We start from the raw sequence: 25,064 nt of genomic DNA, 5'->3' as shown, positions 1-25,064 counted from the left end.
ATTTGCGTCATGATATTGTAATCCTGCAGGACACTGCCTATAATGAAGATAGAAGAACAGGAGGCTATTGTATGCGCAATCATGAGGTTACACAGCGTCATCCTCTGCTGGATGAGCATGGCAGTTTGAAAGAGGCAGGCTGGTCCCGTTCATTGCTGCAGGAATATCGCAGAGAGGATATTAAAGCAAAACGCTGGAGAATCAAGGAATGGGATTATTATCTGATACTGAACGATTTTTACGGTGTCGCCTTCACAATCTCCGATGACGGTTATATCGGACTGCAATCCGTTTCTCTTCTTGATTTTAAGAAGGGCTGGGAGCATACCGAAACCATACTGAACGCATTTCCAATGGGTAAGCTGAAGCTGCCGACCAGCTCGGAAAGCGGCTCCTGCCGATACAGGGATAAGCGACTCGATATGGAATTTCAGGTCATGAAGGGCAAACGCATTCTTCGCTGTGATTTTCGGAACTTCTATGAAGGAAAACCATTCCATTGTGAAATCACGCTGCATCAGCCGGATATGGACAGTATGGTAATTGCGACACCGTGGAAAGAAAAAAAGACCGCATTTTACTACAATCAGAAAATCAATTGCATGCGTGCTGAGGGAAATGTCAGCTTTGACGGTAACACAATACACTTTGATCCACAGGATTCCTTCGGAACACTGGATTGGGGGCGTGGGGTATGGACCTATGACAACACCTGGTACTGGGGAAACGGAAACGGCCTTGTGGAAGGAAAACCGTTTGGCTTCAATGTCGGCTACGGCTTTGGTGATACGACAGCGGCCAGTGAAAATCTACTGCTGTATGATGGTGTTGCACACAAGCTGGAGGATGTTACCTTCCACATACCGCCGGACAGCTATCTCAAGCCTTGGCGTATTACATCCAGCGACGCACGCTTTGAAATGTCCTTTCGACCGATTCTTGATCGTTGTGCGAAAACAAGTGCGCTCATCATTGTAACGGATCAGCATCAGGTTTTCGGCTACCTCAGTGGAACGGCCGTATTGGACGATGGAAGCATATTGAAGCTAGAGGATATGCTTTGCTTTTTTGAAAAGGTTCACAACCGCTATTAAATCATATCATTATTTTCAATTACCTATGTGATATGATTACATCCATAGGGCTTACGTATCATCTGTTCTAAAAGCCGAATAGGTCATTTCTACTTTAACGGGAGATAAGAAAATGAAAGCAAAAATAAGGTTGTCATTTATATTCGCCTGCGCAATCATTTTATCCGCATGTGAATTCAGCAAGGATACGGTTGATCCAAAGGATTATATGAACTATAATTATAAAAATCACGAGCAATTAAATGTTATAGAAGATAAGCAAAGCTTACTATATTTACTAAAACAAGGGGACACCTATCATCTGTTGATTTTTAAGAAGGATGGTTCATCCTATTCCTATGAAGGCGGCAGAGAATCTGATACACCTTTTGGCTATATGAAGGTTGGAACGCCCGATAATATCCATATCGTTATCTTTATCGATAACAGTATCGTGAAAGCAGAGCGCTATGAATTTGATTTGCGTGCTTCCAAGAATGATAAAGATAAGCTCACCATATCACTGGATGGATTATCAAATCTGGATACCTATCTTATCAAAAGCTATGACTTCCTTCCGCCTTATTCAAGTATTTCACAATTACGTTTTTACGATAAGCATGGAAAACGCATAGACGAAACAGTGTTAATTGATTGAAAAAAAAACCCGGTGCATAAAACTGGGGGGTTTTTCTTTACGAAAAAAATCTCTATAGTGCTATGAGCATTCAGCGAATAAAAGCAAGTGTTTCAAAGCTGAGAAAAAGACGCCGCAGTATGTGACGTCTTTCTATTTGTATGGCTTAATAAATAACCTTACTGCTCCATCCCTGATATTTACCATGATGCAGCTTCGCTTCGCCGGCAATATACAGGATATTTCCCATCAGCTTGACATCATCAATCGGTGTGATATGCAATACAATCAGCTCCAGGTCTTCATCCCCTCTTGTGATGACGAAGCCCTTATTGATAACCTCATTTTTAAAGCTGTCCATATCCTCGGCTGTCTGGAATACCACGCTGTGCTGAACCGGACGCTCATTTTCATGTACATCACCCTCCTGCAGCATGTCATCCATCAATTTCTTTGCCTGCTCCTTCAGAGCTGCCGTTTCACTCTTCAGGAGAGACGGAAAATCCGTATCAAATTCCTCTGCAGCATCCTGAACGATATCCTTTGCTTCCGCTGCCTGATTCTTCACAGCATCCGCAAAATCCTCAGCTGCTTCTTTTCCTTCTTCAAAAGCATCCTTTGCAAGATCTTTCAAATCCTCTGCAGCATCCGCAGCTTCTTTTTTCACAGTCTCCATACAGGAAGCGGGATCACTGATCGGACCTTCTTCAATTTCGTCATCCATATCCATTTCATTCAGGTCATCCTCATCCTCAAGAAGTCCCTGATCAAGATCAACGATCTGTTTTTCCTCATCCTTTTTCAGCTTGTAGGCAACCAGTGCCGCAGCTCCGGCAATTACCGCCAGTGCAGGTATTATCTTTTTCATAGTATCACCACTTTCTTGTTTCTATTGTATCACAAAACATGCGAAATGATACATGAAATAGCTTAATTTCAGGAATAGTTTCATTCCTTACTGCACCGGCTACGCCTTTTCTTTCCGATCTATACTCACACTTTTTTTCTGCTGATTCCCACACCGTCTCCAAAATCATAAAATTGTGTATCATAATCCTCACGCTGCTTCAGATACTCGACAAAATTTCCGATTTTACGTACCAGACTACGCAGATTGCGGCTTTTAATGTTTTCCGGATGCTCTACCAGACCATGGAATTTCAGATTATCCGTTATTACATATCCGCCCTTTTTCAGCAATGGCTCATAGCGCTCGAAAAACTTAGTGTACTGTGCCTTGGCCGCATCGATGAACAGCATATCAAAGCTTCCCTCAACGACTGTCTCCAGTGCATCACCAAACAGCAGTGTGATCCGGTCCTGCAAGCCGCTTCTTTTTACATACTCCACAGCCTGATCATAGCGATCCTTATCCCGTTCAATCGTGGTGATCTGTATATCCATATCCAGCATTGCCATACGGATTGCCGAATAGCCGATGGCACTTCCGATTTCCAGCACATGCTTCAGATTATGCTCCTTCAGAAAGGAGCACATAAAATCAATGCCCTCCTTCTGCATAATCGGCACATCATGTTCGTGCGCATACATCTCCATTTCTTCTATCAGCGTCATTTCGTATCCCCTTTTTCTATAACAGGTATTTCTGTAATCACCTTTTTTGTTCGTGCATACAGATCATTCAGGCGAACCTTCTGTCCGTCCACACCATTTAATCCATGCTGTTCCGCCAGCTCCTCGCTGTAATCACTCAGCTTATATACTGTGAAATTCTTTCTCGTATTCATAATATCCGCAGCATCTCCAGTATAATGTGTAATCAGTGGTTCCCATTTCACATTCTGGATGGAAATTTCACTGCTTTTTGCGTCTTTTACAAAATCGAAACGGATCATACCGCCAAGAACGTTATTTACATCCAGCATTCCATTCAGAAAATTGCCAAGTGAGTAAATGACCAGCGTCTTATTTCCATCCTTACCATCCATCCATGTTACCGGCTGAATCACATGCGGATGCTCACCGACAACAACATCAACACCCAAATCCGCAAACAGCTTTGCATACTTCTTTTGAAACTCCGTAGGGGCTGAAACATTTTCATCACCCCAATGCGCAGAAACAATCACAACGTCGCTGAGCTGTTTTGCCTTCTTCACATCCTCGCGAATCCGGTCCTCATCGAAATAAGCAACACTGTAGGGATTGGGTGGTTCAATTCCGTTTGTTCCATAGGTATAGGCAAGAAAGGAAAATGTGATTCCCTTGCGTTTGATTGTACGTATCGTATCCCGATCCTTCTGGGAGGTATAGGTTCCAGCTGTAATAATGCCCTTCTGTTTTGCCCAGATTTCATGAGAATAATCAATTCCCTCCTGATATTTATCCAGACAGTGATTGTTTGCCGTATTCACGATATCAAAGCCGGTATCCGCAACATTTTTAGCGATATCCGCAGGCGTGTTGAATGTCGGATATCCACTGATACCAAGCGCATCTCCGCCAACAATGGATTCCTGATCGATATAAGCAAGATCCGCTTTCTGAATATCCTTCTTTACATGCGTATACATTTCCGTAAAATCATATTTTCCATCATTCATCTCACCGGCAGCAGCATCCGCCTGCTTATATATCATTTCATGAATCAAATTATCTCCGACTCCGACAAAGGATACCGTTGTATTTTCATTTTTCGGATCCTCTTTCGGTGTTTCTTTTTCCTTATTCTCTGATGTACTGCATGCACACAGCAGCAGACTCAGCATCAAAACCATAAGCTTTTTCATTTCTGCACATCCTTTCTGGCAATATATTCATCCAGTGTAAGCCCCTGCTTCACAATTTCCTTAGCAATATCCTTTCCGACATAGCGCAGATGCCAGGATTCATACTGATAACCGGTCACATCCACCTTATCCTCAGGGTATCGCAGGATGAAGCCATAGTCTGCGATATGTTTAAGCAGCCAGTCATAATGCTCTGAGTTTTCAATTTCATTGAAATTTTCATTGTTAATGGTCACATCCACGGCAAGGGCGCTGTTATGCTCACTCTGTCCCGGGCGGGCATAGTATTTATCCGCATACTCCTTTCCCTGACTCTGCTCATAATAATCATACAGATTTTTCTGATATGCAAAGCTGCGATAGCTTGCAATTGCCTTGATATTGATTTGCTTTTCTTTTCCTGCCTTCACCAGCTCGGAAAATGCATTCGCAACCTCCTTGCGTAGATACTGAGGCTCGCTCTGACAGGAAAAATCTTCTCCAATTACACAGGCATTCGGAGTCTTTACCAAATTCTTAGGCTCATAATCATCCGGCAGCCGGTGATATTTATTAACCAGCAGTGCTACATCATCAGTATCCCTGATTATATCAACGTTGGTGAAATATGGCTGATCCAAGCCGATATTAACTTTCGTAACAATGTCCTGTACTGCCCTTTTTCCGTCATCGTATGCAATATAGCGCTCGGTTAACTCCTTGTGGTAGTATGGAAGCTTTAAAAACTCGCTGATGCGCTTCGCATCGTAATCCTTTTTCACAAAGGCAGTTGCCTGATCCAGATTCTTATCTGTTGTGATGGCACAGTAGACACTTCCCTTGTCCTTTACAAGCTTGTCGCCTGCCTGCTTCACAGCCGCAAGATTATCACAGCTTTTTGTATCCTCTACCCCATACTGTTTTAGGGCGTCCTCTTCCTCGTTGGAATTGCAGCCGGCAAGCAGAAACCCTGCCGTCATAAGTATCATCAGTTGTTTTCTCATATGTACATCCCTCGCTCCACCATATTATAACAGTTTCTGTTTATTCGTACAGTGACATCCGCAAAAAGCAGGTGAATCTTCCCTGTTTCTTAATATTATATATGGGAAGCTTGCTGTTTTTCCTCAATAATACGGCTGTCTTATGAAGCGGCGGACATAATGGAAAAAAGCGAACTCTATACAGGAATGTAGAGTTCACTTGTTTTCTATGCTTATACATCGCCCAGATATTCCTCCAGCGTGATCCCCTGTGACATAATCCGGGATGCGATTTCTTTCCCAACGTAGCGAACATGCCATGGCTCGTATTGATAGCCTGTAATGCTTTCCTTACCTGCCGGATAGCGCAGAATAAAGCCATAGTCTGCACAATGGGCATTCAGCCATCTCCCACCCGGCGTATTGCCATACCCGTTATCCAAGGCACCGATGTCAAAGGCAAGACCGCTTTGATGCTCCGAATGTCCCGGTCTTGCTGAATAGGTATCAGCAAGCTCCTGTCCATCCTGTGCGACATAGCTGTTATACAAGGAAGCCTGATATGCATAGGAACGATAGCCGCTGATCAGCGGCATGGAATAACCAGCAGCCTCAGCTCCGGCCTGAAGCTGCTGCAGAGCTGCGTAAGCATTGGAATCCATCCCTCCGTAATTCTGTGGCAGTGCATGCTTTTTATTCACCAGAAGCACTCCGTTGACGTAATACGGCTCGACAGATGCAGCTTCGGAACCTTCTGTCTGTGATGATGACGCTTCATCAGAAGAAGAAGGATTTTTTTCCTTCAGCTCCGGCTCTGTTTTTTTCTCTACCGTTACCGTAAACTTTTTTTCTGCACTGTTTCCATTTAAATCCTGTGCATGTATGGTGATGGTGTAGCTCCCCGCCTCCAACACATTCAGTTTGCTGTCAATCCAATAGCTTCCGGCTGCTTTTTTGTTTGCTTTCTTCAAGGGTCCGTCAATCGGATCACGAACGCTTTTTATATTATCTGCGACATCATACTTCTGCCCATATTCCAGTGTAATATGATTCTCCTTCAGCTTTATTGTCGGTTTTCTTGTATCCTTTACTTCAACCGTATACGGTATTTTTTTCGTCTGCCCTTCATAGGTCAATACATAGGTGATTGTCTGACTACCTGTTTTCTTTGTATTAACGTTCGGGTAGGTTTTCACTTCACCAAATGAATGCTTTACAAAGGAGCGGCTGTCTATCTTTTCCCCATATTCCAGAATCTGGCGATCCTTTTGGAATGTTATCTCCATCTTTGCATAATCCTGTTCCTTTTTTTAATTTTGTGGCCAGATATAGCCAACAACGGCGGAAGCTGCAAGTATTATCGCAATACCGGCAATGAGAACTTTTTTCTTCATTCGCATGAGCTACCCACATCCTTTACAACACTATAATACTACAATGCAGGTAAAAAGAATACAGGTAACCTTTTTTTCAATATAAAAAGACACTGCTGAATCGTATGTTAACGAAACCACAGATCTGTATTCAATTTCTTTTTTTCCATCAAATACATGATATGTCTATCGCATAAGATTATTTGTTTAATGCGAATGCATGAATCCTCCATATTCATAAATTTAATACGGGAGGAATTCTATTATCGCCTGCACAACAACAGTTGTGATCATACAGGAGCCCTCGTCAAACAATTCCAGTTTAACAGCTGATCTGCCTTTGTCACTGGTCCTAAAAAAGGATGTCTAAATTACCGTAGGGATAAAAAAACTGCAGCGCTATGGATTTGCGTTGCAGTTCTCATGTTATTTATTTAACTAATTCAATGATTGCCATAGGTGCTGCGTCTCCGCGACGTACTCTTGTCTTAACAACACGAGTATATCCACCCTTACGGTCTGCATAAGCAGGACCGATTTCTTCAAACAGCTTCTGCAGAGCAGTCTGTCCTGTTTCTTCATTGACAACAACATCACGTACAAAGCTTGCAGCCTGACGACGAGCGTGCAGGTCTCCACGTTTTGCCAGTGTGATCAGTTCATCAACAACGGAACGAAGTTCCTTTGCTTTCATTTCAGTAGTTTCAATCTGACCGTAAGCGATCACGGATGTCGCCATGTTACGTAATAAAGCTTTACGGTGGTCAGCCTTACGTCCTAATTTACGATTCCACATTGGTCCATTAACCTCCCTTGCGAATATTTATTCGTATGACTTGAAACTCAGTCCCAAATCATAGATCTTATCTTTAACTTCCTTTAATGATTTCTTACCCAGGTTTCTTACACGCATCATTTCATCCTCTGTTCTCTGTGTCAGTTCCTCCACAGTCTGGATTCCTGCACGCTTCAAACAGTTATAGGAACGTACGGATAAGTCAAGGTCTTCAATCATCATGACAAGTCCCTTATTCTGTACCTCACCCTGTGCTTCCTTCATCACGGATTCCATATCGTTTACTGCTTCGTGAACATTCGTCAGCAGCTCCAGATGGTCGATCAGAATTTTGCTGGCAAGTGCTACGGCTTCTGCAGGACTCAGTGAAGAGTCTGTCCAGATTTCCAGAGCAACCTTGTCATAGTGAGCATCCTGTCCAACACGAGTCGGCTCCACATTATAGGATACCTTTTCGATTGGTGTATAAATTGAATCTGTGTAAATGATTCCCAGAGGCTGATTTGGTGTCTGGTACAGCTGCTTGTTTGTGTCAGCACTCACGTACCCGCGACCAATACGAGCCTGCAGTTCCATTTCCAGCATTCCGCCCTCTTCCAGTGTACAGATGTGCAAGTCCTTGCTTATTACCTCCACACCTTCCGGGCAAATGATATCAGCACCGGTTACTGCGCCTGGACCCTGTTTTGAGATACGCAGGGTATAAATTTCATCATCCTGAATACTCATCACAAGGGTTTTGATATTTAAAATGATTGCCGTTACGTCCTCTACAATTCCAGGAATTGAAGTGAACTCGTGGTAAACACCATCAACTTTAATTGAAAATACGGCAGCTCCCGGTAAAGAGGAGAGCAAAACACGTCTTAGTGCATTTCCAATGGTTGTACCAAAACCTCTTTCCAAAGGTTCAAACACAAACTTCCCGTAATGTTGAGATTCATCATATTCTTTTACTTCAAAATGTGCACGTTCGAATTTTTGCATAGTTTACCTCCTCAATTACAGTTAATCATTAACCACGTGGTCGTTTAGGTGGACGACAACCGTTGTGCGGGATCGGTGTCACATCGTTGATCAATGTGATTTCCAGTCCTGCTACCTGCAGAGCTCTTACAGCTGCTTCACGTCCTGGTCCCGGACCCTTTACGCTAACTGCAATTACTTTCATACCATTCTCTATTGCTGCTTTTCCTGCAGCTTCTCCAGCCATCTGTGCTGCGAAAGGAGTGGATTTACGAGATCCCTTGAATCCTAAAGCACCAGCACTAGACCATGCTACAGCATTTCCGTTTTCATCAGTAATAGTAACGATGGTATTGTTAAATGTTGAGTGGACATGTGCAACTCCACGAGCAATATTCTTGCGTGCCTTACGTTTACCACGTGAGTTCGCTTTTACGTTCTTTGCCATTATTTACTTCCTCCTATCGTCCTATTTCTTTTTGTTTGCTACTGTACGAACTGGACCTTTACGCGTACGAGCATTTGTCTTTGTACGCTGTCCGCGTACTGGTAATCCTCTTCTGTGACGGATTCCACGGTAGCATCCGATTTCCATTAAACGCTTGATGTTTAACTGAACCTCACGACGCAGGTCACCTTCAACCTTTACACCATCGATTTCGTTACGGATTGCATTTACCTGATCTTCTGTTAAGTCTTTTACACGGATATCTTCGCTGATTCCAGTTTTAGCCAGAATTTTTTCTGATGTGGAGCGACCGATACCGTAAATATACGTTAATGATACTACTACGCGCTTATCGCGTGGTAAGTCTACACCTGCAATACGAGCCATTACATTACACCTCCGTTAGTTTCCCTGTCTCTGTTTGTGTTTTGGATTTTCGCAAATAACCATGACGCGGCCTTTACGTTTGATAATGCGGCACTTATCGCATATTGGTTTGACAGATGGTCTTACTTTCATGCGTTTTCCTCCTTAATTCACGACTTACTTGTGTCGGAATGTTATACGCCCACGTGTTAAATCATACGGTGAAATCTCTACGGTAACACGGTCCCCTGGTAAAATGCGAATGTAGTGCATGCGGATTTTACCAGAAACGTGAGCCAGAATTTCGTGTCCGTTGGCCAGTTTCACCTTAAACATTGCGTTTGGCAGAGTATCTACGACAACTCCGTCAATTTCAATAACATCTTGTTTACCCATTATCTGGACGTTCCTCCTTATTCAGTGTTGTGAGTATTTCATACCCACGGTTTGTAATCACAATCGTGTGTTCGAAATGAGCTGCCTTGCTGCCGTCTCTAGTGACGACACCCCAGCCATCCTTCAACATTCTTGTCTGTGGTTTGCCCGCGTGAACCATCGGTTCCACTGCCAGCGTCATACCCTCCTGCAGGAGGATGCCGCGGCCTGCCGGGCCAAAATTTGGAACTGTCGGATCTTCATGGACAGAAGTTCCAATACCATGTCCTGCATAGTCTCTTGGAATCGAATACCCGTGCGTAAACACATATTCTCCGATTGCATGAGAAATATCAGTTAAATGATTCCCCGCTCTGGCCATTTTTAAACCTTCATACAAGGATTCTTCACTGACACGCATCAGTCGCTGATCTTCCTCGCTGAGCTTGCCAACGCCATAGGTCCAGGCAGAGTCTCCATGGTACCCCTGATAACAGGCACCGATATCTACTGAAACAATGTCTCCGTCGCATAAAACGGTATCGCCTGGGATACCATGTACTACGACAGAATTTATAGAAATACAGGCTGCTGCCGGAAAGCCGTACAGACCCTTGAATGACGGTGTTGCACCGTTTTCCAGAATCACATTTTCAATGATTCTATCCAATTCCTGCGTGGTAATTCCGGGCTGCATTGCTGCACTTGCTGCACGATGTGCAAGCGCAACAATTATACCCGCTTTTCTCATCTTTGTCAACTCCTGATTTGTTTTGGCTTTCACCATTCCTATTTCTCCAGAGCTGTCAGTGTATCATTCCATACGCTGTCAATCGGCTGACTCGCATCAATTCTTGTGACGATTCCCTTACTATCATAATAGTCAAGCACCGGAGCCGTCTGTGAACTGTACTCTTCCAGACGCACTGTTAAGCTTTCCACAGTATCGTCCTTGCGCTGGAATAATTCTCCACCACATACATCGCAAACATTATCGGTTTTACTCGGCTTTGATTTGATGTGATAGATTTCTCCACATTCCTTGCAAATGCGGCGTCCGGTTACACGATCTGCCAGCTTTTCAAAGTCAATTTCAAGTGCGATGACTTTGTCAATGGCAAGCTCGCTGCCTTCAGCCAGTGCATCGAATGCTTTGGCCTGGTCAAGTGTTCTCGGATAGCCGTCCAGCAGGAAACCGTTTTTCTTGTCTTCCAGCTTTTCCAGATAACTCTTTACCATATTGTTAACGACTTCGTCGGGAACCAGCAGTCCTTTATCCATGAAGCTTTTCGCCTCCATGCCAAGAGCTGTTCCCTTTCCGATTTCACTGCGGAAGATATCTCCCGTGGAAATGTGGTTAACGTTAAACTTCTCGACGATTTTGGCAGACATCGTACCTTTTCCGGCACCAGGTCCTCCCATAATCAGGATATTCATAGGTTCACCTTCTATCGTTTTATCTCTGCAGGAATCCGCGGTAGGATTTCTGTGTCAGGCGTCCCTCGATCTGTTTTACCGTTTCCATTGCCACACCGACAACGATGATGATTCCGGTTCCACCAATACCCATTGACTGTGGAAGATTGATGCCTGGAATCAGAGGCAGTGCATGCGGCAGAACAGCGATAAAGGCAAGCCCGATTGCTCCCAGAACCGTGATTCTGCACAATACTTTGTTAACATATTCTTTGGTCTCCGTACCCGGACGGATTCCCGGGATATACGTACCGGATTTTCCGAGGTTCTCTGCGATTTTTTCCGGATCCACCTGCAGCTTCGTATAGAAGAAGGTGAATAACAGTATCAAAACCACATAGATCACAAGGCTGACCGGAGTCTGCATTCCCATATAGGTTTCCAGTGTTTTGACCCAGCTTGCTGCTGGCCAGACCATTTTGCAGATCTGCAGCGGCGCAACCATGATGGCGGATGCGAAGATGACAGGAATTACGCTGGCGGAATTGATTTTCAGCGGCAGGTAAGTCATGTCCTTCTTACGAGTCGTTACAGTACTGGATGTATACTGAATCGGAATCTTACGTTCTGCTGTCTGCATGAAGACGACGAATACGATAATCAGCAGATAGGACACAATATAAAGTCCGAATGTCAGAATACCATTGAAGGTTGCACTGCTGTTGCTTGGATCCACCAGTGTCTGCCATGCTGTTGTAAACTGATATGGCAGTCTGGAGATGATACCGGCAGCAATGATCATGGAAACACCGTTTCCAATTCCCTTCATGCTGATACGGTCTCCAATCCACAGAATGAACATGCTGCCTGCTGTTAACAGAGTCGCAACGTACAAAATAGAAGCCCATCCGCTTCCATTTACCAGCAGTGTTTTATACTGTGTGGAGAAACTGTAAACCAGTGTGGATGCCTGGAAAAAGCTTAATACGACTGCCAGATAGCGTGTATAACGGTCAATCTGCTTCTTTCCGGTTGCTCCGCCCTTAGCCAGTTCGGTAAGCGCAGGAATGACATCCATGGATAACAGCTGAATAATAATGGAGGCAGTAATGTATGGACCAACACCCATCGCAAAAATGGAAAGCTGCTCCAGACCACCACCGCCCAGCATATTAATCATCGCAAATAGTGAGCTGTCCTGCATACCTTTTATCAATTCGGTTACATCTACGCCCGGTACAGTGATTGCTGAACCGAAGCGAAAGACGAACAACATGGCAAGAGTAAAGAATATTCGGTTACGAATATCTTTATTCTTGAACATGTCTGCAAAGGTCCTAAACATGATTAGATAACCTCTGCTTTTCCGCCTGCCTGCTCAATGGTAGCGATTGCTGATTTAGAGAATTTGTTTGCTTTTACGCTCAGCTTCTTCTCCAATTCACCTTCGCCCAGGATTTTAATACCATCCAGTTCTTTCTTTACTAATCCACATTCAATCAACAGTTCCGGAGTTACTTCCGTACCGTCTTCAAACCCGTTCAGGGATGCAACGTTTACGATAGCATATTCCTTGCGATTGAAGTTTGTAAATCCACGTTTTGGTAAACGTCTAGCAAGTGGTGTCTGACCACCTTCAAAACCTAAACGAACGCCTCCGCCAGATCTTGCTTTCTGTCCTTTGTGACCCTTTCCTGCTGTTTTACCATTTCCGGAGCCATGACCGCGACCAACACGGTAGCTTTTCTGTCTAGCTCCTTCAGTATATTTCATTTCATGTAATTTCATGTTCTAATCCTCCTATTAACCGCGAATTTCTTCTGGTTTTTTACCACGGAGACGAGCAACTTCCTCGATCGTTTTCAGATCTTTCAGGGCAGAGATCGTAGCACGAACCATGTTGATTGGTGTACGGCTTCCCAGACACTTGGAAAGGATATCGTTGATACCAGCCAGCTCCAGGACTGCACGAACAGGACCACCGGCGATAACTCCGGTACCTTCAGAAGCAGGACGCAGGAATACTTCTCCAGCTCCATATCTTCCAGTGATTGCATGAGGAATTGTAGTTCCTACAACAGGTACTGTGAAGACATTCTTCTTAGCATCTTCGATTGCTTTCTTAATTGCATCAGGTACTTCGTTGGCTTTACCTGTACCAAAGCCGACGCGGCCCTTCTTGTCACCGATAACAACCAGAGCTGCAAAGCGGAAACGACGTCCACCCTTGACTACTTTTGTTACACGGTTAATGGTAACTACGCGTTCTTCAAATTCTTTTTCAGCATCGCGATTTCTTCTTGGTCTACGTTCCATTCGCATAACCTCCTAAAATTTCAAGCCAGCAACTCTTGCTGCTTCGGCCAATGCCTTTACACGCCCTGTGTAAACATATCCACCACGGTCGAATACGACACCAGTGATGTTCTTTTCAATTGCACGCTTTGCAATTTCTGTTCCTACAGTTTTAGCGGCTTCAACATTTCCACCGTTTTCTAACTTTAATTCTACACTACTTGCAGATGCCAGGGTTACACCGTTAACATCATCAATGATCTGCGCGTGAATGTTGCTGTTTGAACGGAAAACGTTCAGGCGGGGACATTCAGGAGTACCGCTGATTTTGGTACGAACACGCACGTGACGGCGCATACGCTCGTCATTTCTAGAAACTTTCTTAAGCATTGTTCAATTTCTCCTTTCCCACTATTTCTTACCTGCTGTTTTACCTTCCTTACGACGAACATATTCACCTTTATAGCGAATACCTTTTCCTTTGTAAGGTTCTGGTTTTCTCACAGCACGAATGTTTGCAGCGAATTCACCAACGCGTTGTTTGTCAATTCCTGATACTTTGATATCCGTAGCAGAAGAGCATTCTACCTTCAGACCGTCTTCTACAGCGAACTCAACCGGGTGGGAGTACCCAACGTTTAAGGTCAGCTTGCTTCCGCTTACAGCAGCACGGAAACCGATACCTACCAGTTCCAGTTCCTTTGTAAAGCCTTCGGACACACCTTCCACCATGTTTGCCAGCAATGCACGGGTTGTACCATGCAGCTGTTTCACATGCTTTTCGTCGTTAGGACGAGTTACTGTCAATACATTTTCTTCTACCTTGATTCCCAAAGCAGGGTTAAACTGACGAGTTAAAGTTCCCTTGGAACCTTTAACAGTCACCTCATTCCCGGCAGCGATGGTTACTTCAACGCCGGCAGGAATGGTAATCGCTTTATTACCGATACGTGACATTTTCTTACCTCCGTTAAGCTCTTACCAAACGTAAGCGATGACTTCACCGCCAACATGTTTAGCTTTCGCTTCTTTATCTGTTATCACACCGTGGGATGTAGAGATGATTGCAATTCCCAGTCCGTTCATTACGCGAGGAATGGAGTCCACCTTTGCGTAAACACGTAAACCTGGTTTTGAGATTCTCTTCAGCCCGTTGATTACTTTTTCGTTGTTAGGACCATATTTCAGAGTAACTGTGATGGTTTTCTTAACATCACCATCGACTGTATAGTCTGTGATGAATCCTTCATTCTTTAAAATCTTAGCGATTTCAACTTTTTCTTTGTTTGCAGGAATTTCCACTGTTTCGTGACGAGCCTGAAGCGCGTTACGAACTCTGGTAAGCATATCTGCAATCGGATCTGTCATAATCATGACTGTATTCCTCCTATCTGACTACCAACTTGCCTTTTTCACACCCGGGATCTGACCTTTGTAAGCCAGCTCACGGAAGCAAATACGGCAGAGTTTGTATTTACGTAAAACTGAGTGAGGACGTCCACAACGCTCACATCTGGTGTACTCGCGCACTTTGTACTTCTGAGGACGTTTTGATTTATTAACCATTGCTTTTTTTGCCATATACGTCTAAGTCCTCCTATTTCTTGAAAGGCATGCCCATTTCTTCCAGCAGTGCCTTTGCTTCTTCGTTCGTGTTGGCTGTCGTAACAATAACGATATCCATACCGCGAACCTTGTTGATCTTATCGTAATCGATTTCCGGGAAGATCAGCTGTTCCTTTACACCCAGAGTGTAGTTTCCACGACCGTCAAAGGAAGTGGCACTGACACCACGGAAGTCACGTACACGAGGCAGTGAGATGTTCATCAGCTTATCCATGAAATCATACATTTTTTCTTTTCTCAGAGTAACCTTACATCCGATCGGCATTCCTTCACGAAGTTTGAAGTTTGCGATGGACTTCTTAGCTTTTGTGATTACCGGAGCCTGTCCGGTGATCTGTGCCAGCTCAGCAACTGCTTCATCCAGCACTTTTGGGTTTGAAATAGCTTCACCGATACCCATATTGATAACGATTTTATCTACGTGAGGTACTTCCATGACTGATTTGTAGTTGAATTTCTTCATCAGGCTTGGTGTTACGACCTCTTTATATTTCTGTTCTAGGCGATTCATCCTTTAGCCTCCCTACTTAACTTCAGCGCCGGTTTTTTTGTAGACGCGTACCTTTTCTGTGTTACCTTTTTTGTCAGTTTTTGTTTCATAACCGACACGGCTTGCCTTCTTCGCTTTGGAATCGTAAGCCATTACGTTGGATACATGGATCGGAGCTTCCTTCTCGATGATTCCGCCATCCGGATTTGCCTGTGTAGGCTTCAGATGCTTCTTCACCAGGTTGACACCTTCCACGATTACTTTGTCTTCCTTAGGGAAAACTTTGGTTACTTCACCGATAGTGCCCTTGTAAGCACCTGTAATAACCTGAACCTTATCACCTTTTTTGATTTTCACAAAGACACCTCCTTACAGTACTTCTGGTGCCAAAGACACAATTTTCATGAAGTCCTTGTCACGCAGCTCACGTGCAACTGGTCCGAAAATACGAGTTCCACGCGGTGTATTGTCGTCCTTGATCAGGACAACCGCATTGTCATCAAATTTGATGTATGTTCCGTTGTCACGGCGAACGCCACGTTTTGTACGTACGATTACACCCTTGACAACGTCACCTTTTTTTACAGTTCCACCAGGAGCAGCCTGCTTTACAGCACAGACAACGATATCCCCGATGTTTGAAAACTTACGAACGCTTCCGCCTAAGCAGCGGATAACCAGAACTTCTTTGGCTCCCGTGTTGTCAGCGACGCGTAATCTACTTTCATTCTGGATCATGAATGTCTACCTCCTGATTACAGCTGTACAGCTTTTTCGACGATTTTCACCAGACGGAATCTCTTGGTAGCAGACAATGGACGTGTTTCCATGATTTCTACCTTGTCTCCCATTCTAGCTTCATTGTTTTCGTCATGCGCTTTAAATTTCTTAGAATATTTTACACGTTTTCCGTATAACGGGTGTGTTTTCTTTGTTTCAACAATAACAGTAATTGTCTTATCCATCTTGTCGGAAACTACAGTCCCGCGATATACTTTACGGTTAGATCTTTCCATAACTTAGTGATCCTCCTTAATCCTGACTACCAAGCTCGCGCTCAGTCATCACAGTTTTGATACGGGCAATTGTCTTTTTCACTGTCTTCATACGTGCAGTGTTTGTCAACTGACCTGTAGCTTGTTGGAAACGAAGATTAAAAAGTTCATCTTTAAGCGTTTCGATCTCTTGTAATAATTCAGTGTTGCTTTTTTCTCTGATCTCTTTCGCTGTCATAATTACTTCTCTCCTTTTCTAACAACAAATTTTGTCTTCACCGGCAGCTTGTGAGCAGCAAGACGGAATGCCTCACGTGCCACTTCTTCAGGTACACCGGCGATTTCAAACATAACACGGCCCGGTTTTACAACTGCTACCCATCCTTCAGGAGCACCCTTACCAGAACCCATACGTACTTCAAGAGGTTTTTTCGTTCTTGCCATGTGAGGGAAGATACGGATCCAAACCTTACCACCACGCTTCATGTAACGAGTCATGGCAATACGAGCGGCCTCGATCTGACGGTTGCTGACGTAAGCACCAGTGTCAGCCATTAGACCATATTCACCAAAAGATACTTCACGACCGGCTTTTGCACGTCCCTCGTAGCTTAAACGGTGAGGTCTTCTATATTTAGTTCTCTTAGGCATTAACATAAATTATTTTCCTCCTTCCGCTTTTCTAGGAGCATTTCCACCAGCAGAGTTTCTGTTGTTATTGTTTCTCTGGCTGTTGTTTCTGTTTCCACCACGATTACCACGGCGATTGCGGCGTCTGTCGTTCATGTTGTTCTTCGGAGCTTCCGGTTCCTGAACCATCTGTCCTGGCAGAACTTCACCACGGCAAATCCAAACCTTTACACCTAAACGACCGTAAGTCGTAGATGCTTCTTCCCAAGCATAATCGATATCTGCACGCAGTGTGTGCAGAGGTACAACACCTTCGCTGTAGCCTTCGGTACGAGCCATATCAGCTCCGCCTAAACGACCGGATACAGCTGTCTTAATACCTTTTGCACCAGCACGCATCGTTCTCTGGATTGCTTTCTTCTGTGCAGTACGGAAGGAAGCACGCTGCTCCAGCTGATCCGCAATGCTGCGGGCAACCAGTTTTGCGTCCAGATCCGGGTTTGCAATTTCCAGAACCTTCAGGTAGATGTTCTTTCCACCAGTCAGCTTCTCAACTTTTTTCTTCAGCATTTCAACGTTTTCACCGTTTGTCCCGATGATCACACCTGGACGAGCGGTACGGATCATGATTTCCACACGGTTTTTAGAACGTTCGATCTCAACTCTGGACACTGATGCATTCTTGCACTCAGCGAACAGGAATTCACGAATCTTTACATCTTCCAATAATAAATCGGCATAATCCTTGTCAGCGTACCATCTGGACTCCCAGTCACGGATGACACCGACACGCAATCCGATCGGACTAACTTTCTGTCCCATGAGCTACCTCCTTAATCACGCTCGTCAACCACAACAGTAATGTGGCTGGTGCGTTTGTGGATCGCACTAGCAGATCCTTTTGCACGTGGCATGAAACGTTTCAGAGTTACACCCTCGTTTGCATAGCATGCCTTTACGTACAGCTTTTCTTCATCCATATCATGGTTATTCACTGCATTTGCTACTGCAGATTTCAATACCTTACCAACTGCTTCCGCTGCAACGTTCGGTGTGAACTTCAAGATTGCAGCTGCTTCAGCAGCATCTTTCCCACGGATTAAATCGATAACAATACGAGCTTTTCTAGGTGGGATACGTAATGTTTTCGCTGTTGACTTAACTTCCATTATAACGTTTCCTCCTTATCGTTTAGCTTTCTTGTCATTATCGCCGTGACCACCGTATTTACGGGTTGGCACGAATTCACCAAGCTTGTGTCCTACCATATCTTCTGTAACGTAAACAGGCAGGTGCTCCTTACCGTTGTAAACGGCAAATGTATGTTCCACAAACTGAGGGAATATAGTTGAACGACGTGACCAGGTTTTGATAACTTGTTTTTTACCGGCTTTGTTCAGCTCATCCACTTTTTTCATTAAGTGGTCATCACAGAACGGGCCTTTTTTAAGACTACGACTCATTTTTCATTTCCTCCTTTGCCTATTTGCCATTACGACGACGAACGATCAGTTTCGTTGACGCTTTTTTCGCTTTACGTGTTTTCACACCCATAGCTTTCTTACCCCAAGGTGTCATTGGAGATTTACGTCCTACCGGAGTACGTCCTTCACCACCACCATGAGGGTGATCATTAGGGTTCATAACGGAACCACGAACAGTCGGGCGAACACCCTTCCATCTCATACGTCCAGCTTTACCATAGTTTACCAGACTGTGATCTTCGTTACCGACCTGACCGATGGTTGCACGGCAATTAGACAGGATTCTACGAACCTCACCAGAAGCCAAACGAACCGTTGTATATTTTTCTTCAACACCAAGAATCTGTGCGGATGCACCAGCAGAACGAGCCAGCTGTCCACCTTTACCTGGTCTTAATTCAATGTTATGAATGAACGTACCTTCAGGAATGTCCTTCAATTCCATTGCATTACCAACTTTGATATCAGCACCTTCACCAGAGATAATATTCATACCAACTGTCAATCCCTTAGGGGCGATGATGTAGCGTTTTTCACCATCTGCATAATTCAGCAAAGCGATATTTGCAGAGCGGTTTGGATCGTATTCAATGGTAGCCACACGAGCAGGGATACCATCTTTGTTTCTCTTGAAATCAATCACACGGTAAGCTCTTTTGTGTCCACCACCCTGATGACGAGTAGTAATACGTCCATTGTTATTGCGTCCACCTTTGCTTTTCAGTGGCTGCAACAGACTTTTTTCTGGTTTGTCTGTCGTAATTTCTTCATAAGACAAACTTGTCATACCACGACGACCTGGAGTGGTCGGCTTATACTTCTTAATTGGCATATTGTCAATTTCCTCCTTACGCAATATTTATTCAGGAAATAGCGTGCTTCTTCCTGAACTTATTCAGCTTCTTCGCCGAATAAGTTGATGTCCTGACCTTCCTTGATTTTCACATAGGCTTTACGGACATTCTTGGTAGTACCAACATATTTACCCATTCTCTTGGTTTTCGGTTTCACATTCACGATGTTCACTTTCTCAACATCGACACCGAAGATAGCTTCCACGGCCTGTTTTACCTGTGTTTTGTTGGTTCCCTTTTTAACTTCAAACGTTACTTTGTTATCTGCGTCCATGTATCTCATCGTTTTTTCAGTGATGATTGGACGGATGATGATATCCTTGTAGTTTTCCATTATGCAAGTGCCTCCTCAACATCTTTCACAGCAGCTTCTGTAAAGACGATTTTGTTAGCATTTACGATATCGTAAACATTTAATCCATCAGCAGTAAGCATCATCATGGTAGGGATGTTTCTCATGCTCAGGAATGCGTTTTCAAAATCTTCACCTTCAGATACTACGAATAAGGTTTTCTTAGGTGCGTTGATATCAGCGATAATCTGATTGAAAGCTTTTGTTTTTGGAGCTTCCAGCTCAAACTTATCAACAACGCTCATTGCGTTTTCCAGCACTTTTTCAGACAGAGCTGATTTCAGAGCCAGACGACGAACTTTTTTGTTCAGCTTGTAGCCATAGTTTCTCGGAGTCGGACCGAATACAATTCCTCCGCCTCTCCACTGTGTAGCACGAATGGATCCCTGACGAGCACGTCCGGTTCCCTTCTGACGCCAAGGCTTACGTCCACCACCGCGTACTTCTGTACGGTTTTTGGTATCGTGAGTACCCTGACGCATAGATGCTCTCTGCATAATGACAGCATCGAAGATACATTGCTGATTTGGCTCGATGCCAAATACTGTATCTGCAAGAGTGATTTCATTCAGCTCTTTACCAGTTTGGCTTAATACGACCATCTTAGGCATCTTTTATTCCTCCTCTTTCGTGTAATCCACTAATGTTACAGGTTCTGTATTGCCCTTGGAACATTTAGCAGTGCGCACCATAACCATTCCACGTTTTGGCCCAGGCACGTTTCCTTTAATCAATAAGTAGTTGTTTTCAACGTCAACCTTGATCACTGTCAGGTTCTGGTTTGTAGTTCTGTAACCACCTTCCTGACCAGCCATCATCGTACCCTTTAAGATTTTACCCTGACGAGAGGTAATACCGTTTGTAGCAAGGGAACCGATATGTCTGTGGTGTCCGGAACCATGGCTCTTAGGACCGATTTTCGCATTGTTACGAACGATCGTACCCATGAATCCTTTCCCCTTGGATGTACCGATAACATCTACTGTTTCTCCGGCACTGAAGATTCCTACGTTAACTTCAGCACCCAGCTCCAGATCAGCAAATTCGCTGTCGCGAACTTCCTTGACAAATCTTTTTGGAGCAGTGTTTGCTTTCGCAGCATGTCCGGCTTCACCTTTTGTGCTGCGTGTTTCTTTAACATCTTCAAAACCTAACTGCACAGCTTCGTATCCGTCGTTTTCCACTGTTTTCTTCTGTAATACAACATTTGGACAAGCCTCAACTACAGTTACAGGAATCAGTGTTCCATCTTCTGTGAAGACCTGTGTCATCCCAAGTTTGCGTCCTAGAATACCTTTCATGATGTCACCTCCATTACAGCTTAATTTCGATGTCAACACCACTAGGCAGCTCCAGACGACTCAGTGAGTCGATTGTTTCTGCTGTAGGTCCGACAATCTCAATTAAACGTTTGTGCGTTCTGATCTCGAACTGCTCGCGAGAATCTTTGTATTTGTGTACCGCACGCAGGATTGTAACCACCTGCTTTTCAGTTGGAAGAGGTACTGGTCCAACAATTTTTTTAGCACCGTGAGCTTGTGCCGCTTGCACGATCTTTTCTGCGGATGCATCCAAGATTCTGTGCTCATAAGCTTTTAAGCGAATTCTTACGCTATTTTTTGCCATGAATATATCTCCTTTCGCCTATATGGACTATAGACTCGCTCGATGCGAATTCCCCGACCTCGCCGTCCATGACAACGTTTCTCAGTGGGTCGGCAACCTCGCATGTCCTCGCGGTCGTGATAATATTCTAACACATCCAAATGTTGATTACAAGCGTTAATTACGGCTTTTTTTAGTTTTTTTCATAATCTTTTCCGAATGCGTTCCCTGCTGAAAATCAATGGTTTATGAGAGCGTTTACATGCTTTTTTTGATAAAAAACACGTAAAAAAACTTCTAAATTGATAGAAGTTTTCATTAAAACGGGAATCGCTGCCCAATAAATTTTTCACAGTTAAGCACCATCTGTTCCTGCAGCTTCTCATAGGATATGTTACGTATTTCACTGATTTTGTGCATACTGCGTTTTAATATGGCTCCATGCTCCTTTGGTGCGACCTTACGATTCTCACACCACGTACATGCGGAAATACCATCCGTTTCCACCAGCATTCGATCCAGTGGGACACAGGCTGCCACATGCTGTACCGCTTCATCGAAGGGCAGCGAAGGACCGACGGTAAACCAGCAGCCCAGATCAATATACTCCTGCAGCCATGCATCACAGGAATACCAGTGCACCAGATACCGGTTTTCATAGTGACGCAAATATTCAAGTGCTTCCTTTTCTCTTCCCTTCAGATGCAGAATCACCGGTTTCTGATATCGCTGTGCAAAAGCAAGCTGCTGCTCAAACAGCCGGGACTGCAACGTCATATCCGTGTTACACCAGACCGTATCCAATCCGATTTCACCGATGATGTCCACTTCCTCAAGAATCGGCAGCATTGCATCCCAGTGAACCTCATCCACCTTCCATGGATGAATACCGGCACTGATCCATAGGAAAGGATTCTTCTCTTGCAGCTTTCTTAAGTTCTTATATTCTTCAGGTGTTGCGGCATTGGCGATACAGGCAATGTCCTGTTCTTTTAAGATTTCTGCCGGATAAGCTTCCTCCATATGCATATGCGCATCAACGATCATGTGTCCCCTCCTTCAGCAGCTGATAGATCTCCTTCTTCAGTCCGCCCTGATCATACAGCCATTCCCTGCTTTTTTTGTAATCCTTTAAAGAAATTTCCCTACAGATGGAAGCAGGTGATCCGCTAAGAATCAGAATGCGGTCTGCCAGATACAGGGCCTCTTCAATATCATGGGTCACCAGCAGCATCGTTCTGTTTAATTCACTTCTCAGCTTCAGCAGCCAGTCCTGCATATCATTGCGGGTGATGACATCCAGCGCACCGAAGGGTTCATCCAGCAATAGGATATCCGCACTGCAAAGTGCCGTCCGTAAAAACGCAGCCCGCTGCCGCATACCACCGGATAGTTCATAGGGATAAGCCTGTTCATATCCCTTCAATCCGAATGCCTCGAACTCCTGCAAGGCCTGCTCTCTGGCTTCCTTCACATGCCCGTGAAGCTTTCCATATAAACAAACATTATCCAGAATATTCTTCCACGGCAGAAGAAGATCATCCTGGGGCATATAGGCAAAGTGGGAGGATACGCCGCTAACCTGCACATCATCCACATAAAAGGTTCCCTCTTCACAATCCAAAAGCCCTGCCAGTATGTTCAGCAATGTGGACTTTCCACATCCGCTTGGTCCAATCAGCGCAGTAAACTCTCCCTCTTCCACATGAAAGCCGACATGCTCCAGTATTCTTCTGTTATCAAAAGAGATTGCCATATCCTCCACTCGTAATTTCATGATGACCTCCTGTGTCGTTTTTTTTATTTCGTTACAAATTCATTGGTATACTGTTCATCCGCCTTGATTTTTTCAGTGATCAGCTTGTTTTCATACATAAAGGCAGTATAGTTATCCCATACGGAATCCTTCATAACACCCCAGCTGTCCGCATCTCTGGCATATTCACTGCTCAGATATTTCTGACTTTCCTTCAGGAATTTTAAATCATAATCAGGTGCATATTTACTTAATATTTCAGCGGCTGCATCCGGGTGTTCAATTGCATATTCATATCCCTTCTTTACCGCATTCATAAATTTCTGAACCGTTTCCGGATCTTCCTTGATCATCTTTTCACTGGTGATAATGACCGGTGTATAATAATCGAGGCGCTCATCCAGCTCGCGTAACGGTATGTAATTCAGGTCATAGCCTTCCATTCTTCCCTTTGTGACTGCCCAGCCTTCAAATTCCCACTGGATATCCACACTCTTGCCAAGGGAAGCAAAGCCGCTGCCATCTGCCCCCACCATCGTCAGCTTGGAGAAATCTGCCTTTGCGGCTGTCATTACCGCCTTTACCACTGCTTCCTCACTCGGTGCCTGCCATCCGGCATAAACCTTTCCCTCGAAATCCTTCGGTGACTTGATATTTTCCTTTTTCAATGATACAAAACCGCTTGTATTATGCTGGATGATGGTCGCAATTGCACGAATCGGCAATGGTTCCTCCGCCGTTCTCGCATACGTGACGTCCTCCTGATAGCTGACACCGAATTCTCCCTTGTTTGCGGCAACCAGTGTTGCACTTGTCGAATCGTCTCCCGGCTCAATGATATCCACATCCAAGCCTTCTTCCTTGAAAAAGCCTTTTTCCTTCGCCACATAGAAACCGGTATGATTGGTGTTTGGAAGATAATCCAGAATCAGTGTTACCTTTTTTTCTGTTTCCTTGTTTTCAGATGCTTCCTTTTTATCAGAACATCCACTCACTGCGACAGCCATCAGCACAGCCATCAGCATACAGCCTAATTTCTTCATTTCGCTTTCCCTCTTTTCTTTCTCGCATATGGAAACAACACCGCCTCCAGCAATACCACCGCCCCATGCAGCAGCAGACTCAGCGCGATAATAACCACTACGCAGGCAAACACCTTATCCAGCATATAGCCGTTTTTTACACGGATCATATAGTATCCAAGTCCTGCGGATGCACTCAGCCACTCTCCGACGATAGCACCACCGATACAGTAGGTAGCTGCTACCTTCAATCCGGAAAAAAGTGCAGTGGAGGCCGCCGGTATCTTCACATATGCATATATCTGCCATTTTTTTGCTCCGAAGCTTTTCAGCAGACTGATCTGATGCTCGTCTACTTTACCCAGCGCGTCACAGAAGGCGATTGCGACCGGAAAGAAGCACATGAAGATGACCATTAGAATCTTCGGTGCCATGCCGAATCCCAGCCAAATGGAAAACAGCGGTCCCAGCACCATGACCGGTACGGTCTGCGTAACAACCAGATGGGGAAATATGCTGTGTTTAAACAGCAGGGAAAGATCCATGCCAATCGCAATTACGATTGCGAGCAGTGTAGCGATCAGTAGACCAATGACAGCTTCCTGCAGCGTTACCATTGAATGCAGCCACAGTATATCGCGATTCGCAAACAGCGCCTGTAGGATGTTTGAGGGCGCCGGCAGAATATACAAATCAATATCAAATACATGAACACAGCCTTCCCATACTGCCAGTACCAGAAGCAGCGTGAGCAGCGGCATACCGATTCTTTTTAAACGCTTCATCCATAGCT

39 protein-coding genes and 1 pseudogene are annotated in these 25,064 nt (G+C 44.5%); 2 read left to right on the top strand and 38 right to left on the bottom strand.

Annotated elements, in window-relative coordinates; genetic code table 11:
• Nucleotides 1-71: 71 nt before the first annotated feature.
• Entirely contained in the window at nucleotides 72-1,094 is a 1,023-nt protein-coding gene (locus tag ACG3M1_RS04435; RefSeq protein ID WP_008818604.1) for a DUF2804 domain-containing protein, read from the top strand.
• A gap of 112 nt (nucleotides 1,095-1,206) precedes the next feature.
• Nucleotides 1,207-1,731, top strand: a complete 525-nt coding sequence (locus tag ACG3M1_RS04430; RefSeq protein WP_008818603.1) for a hypothetical protein — start codon at nucleotides 1,207-1,209, stop codon at nucleotides 1,729-1,731.
• A gap of 145 nt (nucleotides 1,732-1,876) precedes the next feature.
• On the opposite strand, the gene ACG3M1_RS04425 is transcribed toward ACG3M1_RS04430, so the two are convergent.
• The 38 genes and pseudogenes from ACG3M1_RS04425 to ACG3M1_RS04240 form a co-directional block, all read right to left on the bottom strand.
• Nucleotides 1,877-2,578, bottom strand: a complete 702-nt coding sequence (locus ACG3M1_RS04425; RefSeq protein WP_008818602.1) for a ribonuclease E inhibitor RraB — start codon at nucleotides 2,576-2,578, stop codon at nucleotides 1,877-1,879.
• Between the two features lie 125 nt (nucleotides 2,579-2,703).
• Nucleotides 2,704-3,285 (bottom strand): O-methyltransferase, encoded by a 582-nt coding sequence (locus ACG3M1_RS04420; protein WP_008818601.1) that lies wholly within the window; start codon nucleotides 3,283-3,285, stop codon nucleotides 2,704-2,706.
• Nucleotides 3,282-4,460 (bottom strand): CapA family protein, encoded by a 1,179-nt coding sequence (locus tag ACG3M1_RS04415; protein WP_002607445.1) that lies wholly within the window; start codon nucleotides 4,458-4,460, stop codon nucleotides 3,282-3,284. Before ACG3M1_RS04415 ends, ACG3M1_RS04420 begins: the two co-directional genes overlap by 4 nt.
• The gene (locus ACG3M1_RS04410) at nucleotides 4,457-5,443 is read right to left on the bottom strand and encodes a M15 family metallopeptidase (protein WP_008818600.1); all 987 of its coding nucleotides are present in this window, start codon (nucleotides 5,441-5,443) and stop codon (nucleotides 4,457-4,459) included. Before ACG3M1_RS04410 ends, ACG3M1_RS04415 begins: the two co-directional genes overlap by 4 nt.
• Before the next feature lie 212 nt (nucleotides 5,444-5,655).
• Nucleotides 5,656-6,084, bottom strand: a complete 429-nt coding sequence (locus ACG3M1_RS04405) for a M15 family metallopeptidase (protein ID WP_240140329.1) — start codon at nucleotides 6,082-6,084, stop codon at nucleotides 5,656-5,658.
• A gap of 1,141 nt (nucleotides 6,085-7,225) precedes the next feature.
• A complete protein-coding gene (rplQ, locus tag ACG3M1_RS04400) occupies nucleotides 7,226-7,591 on the bottom strand; it encodes a 50S ribosomal protein L17 (protein ID WP_002607442.1) in 366 nt (121 codons plus the stop codon).
• 27 nt (nucleotides 7,592-7,618) lie between these two features.
• Nucleotides 7,619-8,578: a DNA-directed RNA polymerase subunit alpha gene (locus ACG3M1_RS04395; RefSeq protein WP_008726983.1), complete on the bottom strand. Its 960-nt coding sequence runs from the start codon at nucleotides 8,576-8,578 to the stop codon at nucleotides 7,619-7,621.
• A 28-nt stretch (nucleotides 8,579-8,606) separates the two neighbouring features.
• On the bottom strand, nucleotides 8,607-9,005 hold the full coding sequence (rpsK, locus tag ACG3M1_RS04390) for a 30S ribosomal protein S11 (RefSeq protein WP_002607440.1): 399 nt from the start codon (nucleotides 9,003-9,005) through the stop codon (nucleotides 8,607-8,609).
• A gap of 21 nt (nucleotides 9,006-9,026) precedes the next feature.
• Nucleotides 9,027-9,392 (bottom strand): 30S ribosomal protein S13, encoded by a 366-nt coding sequence (gene rpsM / locus ACG3M1_RS04385; RefSeq protein ID WP_002607439.1) that lies wholly within the window; start codon nucleotides 9,390-9,392, stop codon nucleotides 9,027-9,029.
• 15 nt (nucleotides 9,393-9,407) lie between these two features.
• Complete coding sequence (gene rpmJ, locus ACG3M1_RS04380; protein ID WP_008979808.1) at nucleotides 9,408-9,524, bottom strand: 50S ribosomal protein L36; 117 nt, start codon at nucleotides 9,522-9,524, stop codon at nucleotides 9,408-9,410.
• Between the two features lie 24 nt (nucleotides 9,525-9,548).
• Nucleotides 9,549-9,767 carry a translation initiation factor IF-1 gene (gene infA / locus ACG3M1_RS04375; RefSeq protein WP_002607438.1) on the bottom strand — a complete coding sequence of 73 codons (219 nt, stop codon included), beginning with the start codon at nucleotides 9,765-9,767 and terminating at the stop codon, nucleotides 9,549-9,551.
• Nucleotides 9,760-10,533 (bottom strand): type I methionyl aminopeptidase, encoded by a 774-nt coding sequence (gene map, locus ACG3M1_RS04370; RefSeq protein ID WP_002607437.1) that lies wholly within the window; start codon nucleotides 10,531-10,533, stop codon nucleotides 9,760-9,762. Before map ends, infA begins: the two co-directional genes overlap by 8 nt.
• Before the next feature lie 2 nt (nucleotides 10,534-10,535).
• Entirely contained in the window at nucleotides 10,536-11,198 is a 663-nt protein-coding gene (locus tag ACG3M1_RS04365; RefSeq protein ID WP_373144771.1) for an adenylate kinase, read from the bottom strand.
• A gap of 4 nt (nucleotides 11,199-11,202) precedes the next feature.
• Nucleotides 11,203-12,486 (bottom strand): preprotein translocase subunit SecY, encoded by a 1,284-nt coding sequence (gene secY / locus ACG3M1_RS04360; protein ID WP_021420307.1) that lies wholly within the window; start codon nucleotides 12,484-12,486, stop codon nucleotides 11,203-11,205.
• 23 nt (nucleotides 12,487-12,509) lie between these two features.
• On the bottom strand, nucleotides 12,510-12,950 hold the full coding sequence (rplO, locus tag ACG3M1_RS04355) for a 50S ribosomal protein L15 (protein WP_002607434.1): 441 nt from the start codon (nucleotides 12,948-12,950) through the stop codon (nucleotides 12,510-12,512).
• A gap of 15 nt (nucleotides 12,951-12,965) precedes the next feature.
• The gene (gene rpsE, locus ACG3M1_RS04350) at nucleotides 12,966-13,478 is read right to left on the bottom strand and encodes a 30S ribosomal protein S5 (protein WP_002607433.1); all 513 of its coding nucleotides are present in this window, start codon (nucleotides 13,476-13,478) and stop codon (nucleotides 12,966-12,968) included.
• 12 nt (nucleotides 13,479-13,490) lie between these two features.
• Nucleotides 13,491-13,847: a 50S ribosomal protein L18 gene (gene rplR, locus ACG3M1_RS04345; protein WP_002607432.1), complete on the bottom strand. Its 357-nt coding sequence runs from the start codon at nucleotides 13,845-13,847 to the stop codon at nucleotides 13,491-13,493.
• Between the two features lie 21 nt (nucleotides 13,848-13,868).
• Entirely contained in the window at nucleotides 13,869-14,414 is a 546-nt protein-coding gene (gene rplF / locus ACG3M1_RS04340; RefSeq protein WP_002607431.1) for a 50S ribosomal protein L6, read from the bottom strand.
• Between the two features lie 21 nt (nucleotides 14,415-14,435).
• Complete coding sequence (gene rpsH, locus ACG3M1_RS04335; protein WP_002607430.1) at nucleotides 14,436-14,831, bottom strand: 30S ribosomal protein S8; 396 nt, start codon at nucleotides 14,829-14,831, stop codon at nucleotides 14,436-14,438.
• 21 nt (nucleotides 14,832-14,852) lie between these two features.
• Nucleotides 14,853-15,038, bottom strand: coding sequence for a type Z 30S ribosomal protein S14 (locus tag ACG3M1_RS04330; RefSeq protein WP_002607429.1), 186 nt, complete (start codon nucleotides 15,036-15,038; stop codon nucleotides 14,853-14,855).
• Between the two features lie 16 nt (nucleotides 15,039-15,054).
• Nucleotides 15,055-15,594 (bottom strand): 50S ribosomal protein L5, encoded by a 540-nt coding sequence (gene rplE / locus ACG3M1_RS04325; RefSeq protein WP_002607428.1) that lies wholly within the window; start codon nucleotides 15,592-15,594, stop codon nucleotides 15,055-15,057.
• 12 nt (nucleotides 15,595-15,606) lie between these two features.
• Complete coding sequence (gene rplX / locus ACG3M1_RS04320; RefSeq protein WP_002607427.1) at nucleotides 15,607-15,930, bottom strand: 50S ribosomal protein L24; 324 nt, start codon at nucleotides 15,928-15,930, stop codon at nucleotides 15,607-15,609.
• A gap of 12 nt (nucleotides 15,931-15,942) precedes the next feature.
• On the bottom strand, nucleotides 15,943-16,311 hold the full coding sequence (rplN, locus tag ACG3M1_RS04315; protein ID WP_002607426.1) for a 50S ribosomal protein L14: 369 nt from the start codon (nucleotides 16,309-16,311) through the stop codon (nucleotides 15,943-15,945).
• A gap of 17 nt (nucleotides 16,312-16,328) precedes the next feature.
• On the bottom strand, nucleotides 16,329-16,589 hold the full coding sequence (rpsQ, locus tag ACG3M1_RS04310; protein ID WP_002607425.1) for a 30S ribosomal protein S17: 261 nt from the start codon (nucleotides 16,587-16,589) through the stop codon (nucleotides 16,329-16,331).
• Nucleotides 16,590-16,605: 16 nt separating this feature from the next.
• A complete protein-coding gene (rpmC, locus tag ACG3M1_RS04305; RefSeq protein WP_002607424.1) occupies nucleotides 16,606-16,806 on the bottom strand; it encodes a 50S ribosomal protein L29 in 201 nt (66 codons plus the stop codon).
• 2 nt (nucleotides 16,807-16,808) lie between these two features.
• Nucleotides 16,809-17,225 carry a 50S ribosomal protein L16 gene (gene rplP / locus ACG3M1_RS04300; RefSeq protein WP_002607423.1) on the bottom strand — a complete coding sequence of 139 codons (417 nt, stop codon included), beginning with the start codon at nucleotides 17,223-17,225 and terminating at the stop codon, nucleotides 16,809-16,811.
• Nucleotides 17,226-17,387: 162 nt separating this feature from the next.
• Nucleotides 17,388-18,020: pseudogene (gene rpsC, locus ACG3M1_RS04295) on the bottom strand (30S ribosomal protein S3); the annotation flags it as partial.
• A gap of 11 nt (nucleotides 18,021-18,031) precedes the next feature.
• Nucleotides 18,032-18,367, bottom strand: a complete 336-nt coding sequence (gene rplV / locus ACG3M1_RS04290; protein ID WP_002607421.1) for a 50S ribosomal protein L22 — start codon at nucleotides 18,365-18,367, stop codon at nucleotides 18,032-18,034.
• Between the two features lie 15 nt (nucleotides 18,368-18,382).
• Entirely contained in the window at nucleotides 18,383-18,661 is a 279-nt protein-coding gene (gene rpsS, locus ACG3M1_RS04285) for a 30S ribosomal protein S19 (RefSeq protein WP_002607420.1), read from the bottom strand.
• 19 nt (nucleotides 18,662-18,680) lie between these two features.
• Nucleotides 18,681-19,514, bottom strand: coding sequence for a 50S ribosomal protein L2 (rplB, locus tag ACG3M1_RS04280; RefSeq protein ID WP_008818596.1), 834 nt, complete (start codon nucleotides 19,512-19,514; stop codon nucleotides 18,681-18,683).
• A 59-nt stretch (nucleotides 19,515-19,573) separates the two neighbouring features.
• On the bottom strand, nucleotides 19,574-19,870 hold the full coding sequence (gene rplW, locus ACG3M1_RS04275) for a 50S ribosomal protein L23 (RefSeq protein WP_002607418.1): 297 nt from the start codon (nucleotides 19,868-19,870) through the stop codon (nucleotides 19,574-19,576).
• Nucleotides 19,870-20,499, bottom strand: coding sequence for a 50S ribosomal protein L4 (gene rplD, locus ACG3M1_RS04270; RefSeq protein WP_008818595.1), 630 nt, complete (start codon nucleotides 20,497-20,499; stop codon nucleotides 19,870-19,872). Before rplD ends, rplW begins: the two co-directional genes overlap by 1 nt.
• A 3-nt stretch (nucleotides 20,500-20,502) precedes the next feature.
• Nucleotides 20,503-21,192, bottom strand: coding sequence for a 50S ribosomal protein L3 (gene rplC / locus ACG3M1_RS04265; RefSeq protein ID WP_054344469.1), 690 nt, complete (start codon nucleotides 21,190-21,192; stop codon nucleotides 20,503-20,505).
• A 10-nt stretch (nucleotides 21,193-21,202) separates the two neighbouring features.
• Nucleotides 21,203-21,514: a 30S ribosomal protein S10 gene (gene rpsJ / locus ACG3M1_RS04260; RefSeq protein ID WP_002607415.1), complete on the bottom strand. Its 312-nt coding sequence runs from the start codon at nucleotides 21,512-21,514 to the stop codon at nucleotides 21,203-21,205.
• 297 nt (nucleotides 21,515-21,811) lie between these two features.
• The gene (locus tag ACG3M1_RS04255; protein ID WP_008818594.1) at nucleotides 21,812-22,540 is read right to left on the bottom strand and encodes a TatD family hydrolase; all 729 of its coding nucleotides are present in this window, start codon (nucleotides 22,538-22,540) and stop codon (nucleotides 21,812-21,814) included.
• A complete protein-coding gene (locus ACG3M1_RS04250; RefSeq protein WP_008818593.1) occupies nucleotides 22,530-23,270 on the bottom strand; it encodes an ABC transporter ATP-binding protein in 741 nt (246 codons plus the stop codon). Before ACG3M1_RS04250 ends, ACG3M1_RS04255 begins: the two co-directional genes overlap by 11 nt.
• A gap of 23 nt (nucleotides 23,271-23,293) precedes the next feature.
• Nucleotides 23,294-24,292 carry an ABC transporter substrate-binding protein gene (locus ACG3M1_RS04245; RefSeq protein WP_008818592.1) on the bottom strand — a complete coding sequence of 333 codons (999 nt, stop codon included), beginning with the start codon at nucleotides 24,290-24,292 and terminating at the stop codon, nucleotides 23,294-23,296.
• Nucleotides 24,289-25,056 carry an ABC transporter permease gene (locus ACG3M1_RS04240; protein ID WP_008818591.1) on the bottom strand — a complete coding sequence of 256 codons (768 nt, stop codon included), beginning with the start codon at nucleotides 25,054-25,056 and terminating at the stop codon, nucleotides 24,289-24,291. The genes ACG3M1_RS04245 and ACG3M1_RS04240 overlap by 4 nt, the downstream gene beginning before the upstream one ends.
• Between the last annotated feature and the right edge of the window lie 8 nt (nucleotides 25,057-25,064).

This window comes from Clostridium sp. 10cd* (genome assembly GCF_044336395.1).
In the GTDB taxonomy this organism is placed as follows: domain Bacteria; phylum Bacillota_I; class Bacilli_A; order Erysipelotrichales; family Erysipelotrichaceae; genus Clostridium_AQ; species Clostridium_AQ innocuum.
This window is presented reverse-complemented; position numbering and strand designations above follow the sequence as displayed.

Coding starts and splice junctions, on each gene's coding strand:
- ACG3M1_RS04435 (WP_008818604.1), top strand. CDS start 72: ATGCGCAATCATGAGGTTACACAGCGTCATCCTCTGCTGGATGAGCAT.
- rpsM (WP_002607439.1), bottom strand. CDS start 9,392: ATGGCTCGTATTGCAGGTGTAGACTTACCACGCGATAAGCGCGTAGTA.
- rpsQ (WP_002607425.1), bottom strand. CDS start 16,589: ATGGAAAGATCTAACCGTAAAGTATATCGCGGGACTGTAGTTTCCGAC.
- rplO (WP_002607434.1), bottom strand. CDS start 12,950: ATGAAATTACATGAAATGAAATATACTGAAGGAGCTAGACAGAAAAGC.
- ACG3M1_RS04420 (WP_008818601.1), bottom strand. CDS start 3,285: ATGACGCTGATAGAAGAAATGGAGATGTATGCGCACGAACATGATGTG.
- ACG3M1_RS04410 (WP_008818600.1), bottom strand. CDS start 5,443: ATGAGAAAACAACTGATGATACTTATGACGGCAGGGTTTCTGCTTGCC.
- rplP (WP_002607423.1), bottom strand. CDS start 17,225: ATGTTAATGCCTAAGAGAACTAAATATAGAAGACCTCACCGTTTAAGC.
- ACG3M1_RS04395 (WP_008726983.1), bottom strand. CDS start 8,578: ATGCAAAAATTCGAACGTGCACATTTTGAAGTAAAAGAATATGATGAA.
- secY (WP_021420307.1), bottom strand. CDS start 12,486: ATGTTCAAGAATAAAGATATTCGTAACCGAATATTCTTTACTCTTGCC.
- infA (WP_002607438.1), bottom strand. CDS start 9,767: ATGGGTAAACAAGATGTTATTGAAATTGACGGAGTTGTCGTAGATACT.
- ACG3M1_RS04425 (WP_008818602.1), bottom strand. CDS start 2,578: ATGAAAAAGATAATACCTGCACTGGCGGTAATTGCCGGAGCTGCGGCA.
- rpsH (WP_002607430.1), bottom strand. CDS start 14,831: ATGATTATGACAGATCCGATTGCAGATATGCTTACCAGAGTTCGTAAC.
- rpsJ (WP_002607415.1), bottom strand. CDS start 21,514: ATGGCAAAAAATAGCGTAAGAATTCGCTTAAAAGCTTATGAGCACAGA.
- rplN (WP_002607426.1), bottom strand. CDS start 16,311: ATGATCCAGAATGAAAGTAGATTACGCGTCGCTGACAACACGGGAGCC.
- rpmJ (WP_008979808.1), bottom strand. CDS start 9,524: ATGAAAGTAAGACCATCTGTCAAACCAATATGCGATAAGTGCCGCATT.
- ACG3M1_RS04330 (WP_002607429.1), bottom strand. CDS start 15,038: ATGGCAAAAAAAGCAATGGTTAATAAATCAAAACGTCCTCAGAAGTAC.
- rplF (WP_002607431.1), bottom strand. CDS start 14,414: ATGTCACGTATCGGTAATAAAGCGATTACCATTCCTGCCGGCGTTGAA.
- rpsK (WP_002607440.1), bottom strand. CDS start 9,005: ATGGCAAAGAACGTAAAAGCGAACTCACGTGGTAAACGTAAGGCACGC.
- ACG3M1_RS04415 (WP_002607445.1), bottom strand. CDS start 4,460: ATGAAAAAGCTTATGGTTTTGATGCTGAGTCTGCTGCTGTGTGCATGC.
- ACG3M1_RS04240 (WP_008818591.1), bottom strand. CDS start 25,056: ATGAAGCGTTTAAAAAGAATCGGTATGCCGCTGCTCACGCTGCTTCTG.
- rpmC (WP_002607424.1), bottom strand. CDS start 16,806: ATGACAGCGAAAGAGATCAGAGAAAAAAGCAACACTGAATTATTACAA.
- ACG3M1_RS04255 (WP_008818594.1), bottom strand. CDS start 22,540: ATGATCGTTGATGCGCATATGCATATGGAGGAAGCTTATCCGGCAGAA.
- rplW (WP_002607418.1), bottom strand. CDS start 19,870: ATGGAAAACTACAAGGATATCATCATCCGTCCAATCATCACTGAAAAA.
- rplQ (WP_002607442.1), bottom strand. CDS start 7,591: ATGTGGAATCGTAAATTAGGACGTAAGGCTGACCACCGTAAAGCTTTA.
- rplE (WP_002607428.1), bottom strand. CDS start 15,594: ATGAATCGCCTAGAACAGAAATATAAAGAGGTCGTAACACCAAGCCTG.
- rplV (WP_002607421.1), bottom strand. CDS start 18,367: ATGGAAGTTAAGTCAACAGCGAAAACATTACGTATCCCACCTAGAAAA.
- rpsE (WP_002607433.1), bottom strand. CDS start 13,478: ATGGAACGTAGACCAAGAAGAAATCGCGATGCTGAAAAAGAATTTGAA.
- rplB (WP_008818596.1), bottom strand. CDS start 19,514: ATGCCAATTAAGAAGTATAAGCCGACCACTCCAGGTCGTCGTGGTATG.
- ACG3M1_RS04430 (WP_008818603.1), top strand. CDS start 1,207: ATGAAAGCAAAAATAAGGTTGTCATTTATATTCGCCTGCGCAATCATT.
- rpsS (WP_002607420.1), bottom strand. CDS start 18,661: ATGAGTCGTAGTCTTAAAAAAGGCCCGTTCTGTGATGACCACTTAATG.
- map (WP_002607437.1), bottom strand. CDS start 10,533: ATGGTGAAAGCCAAAACAAATCAGGAGTTGACAAAGATGAGAAAAGCG.
- ACG3M1_RS04405 (WP_240140329.1), bottom strand. CDS start 6,084: ATGGATTCCAATGCTTACGCAGCTCTGCAGCAGCTTCAGGCCGGAGCT.
- rplD (WP_008818595.1), bottom strand. CDS start 20,499: ATGCCTAAGATGGTCGTATTAAGCCAAACTGGTAAAGAGCTGAATGAA.
- ACG3M1_RS04250 (WP_008818593.1), bottom strand. CDS start 23,270: ATGAAATTACGAGTGGAGGATATGGCAATCTCTTTTGATAACAGAAGA.
- rplR (WP_002607432.1), bottom strand. CDS start 13,847: ATGCTTAAGAAAGTTTCTAGAAATGACGAGCGTATGCGCCGTCACGTG.
- ACG3M1_RS04245 (WP_008818592.1), bottom strand. CDS start 24,292: ATGAAGAAATTAGGCTGTATGCTGATGGCTGTGCTGATGGCTGTCGCA.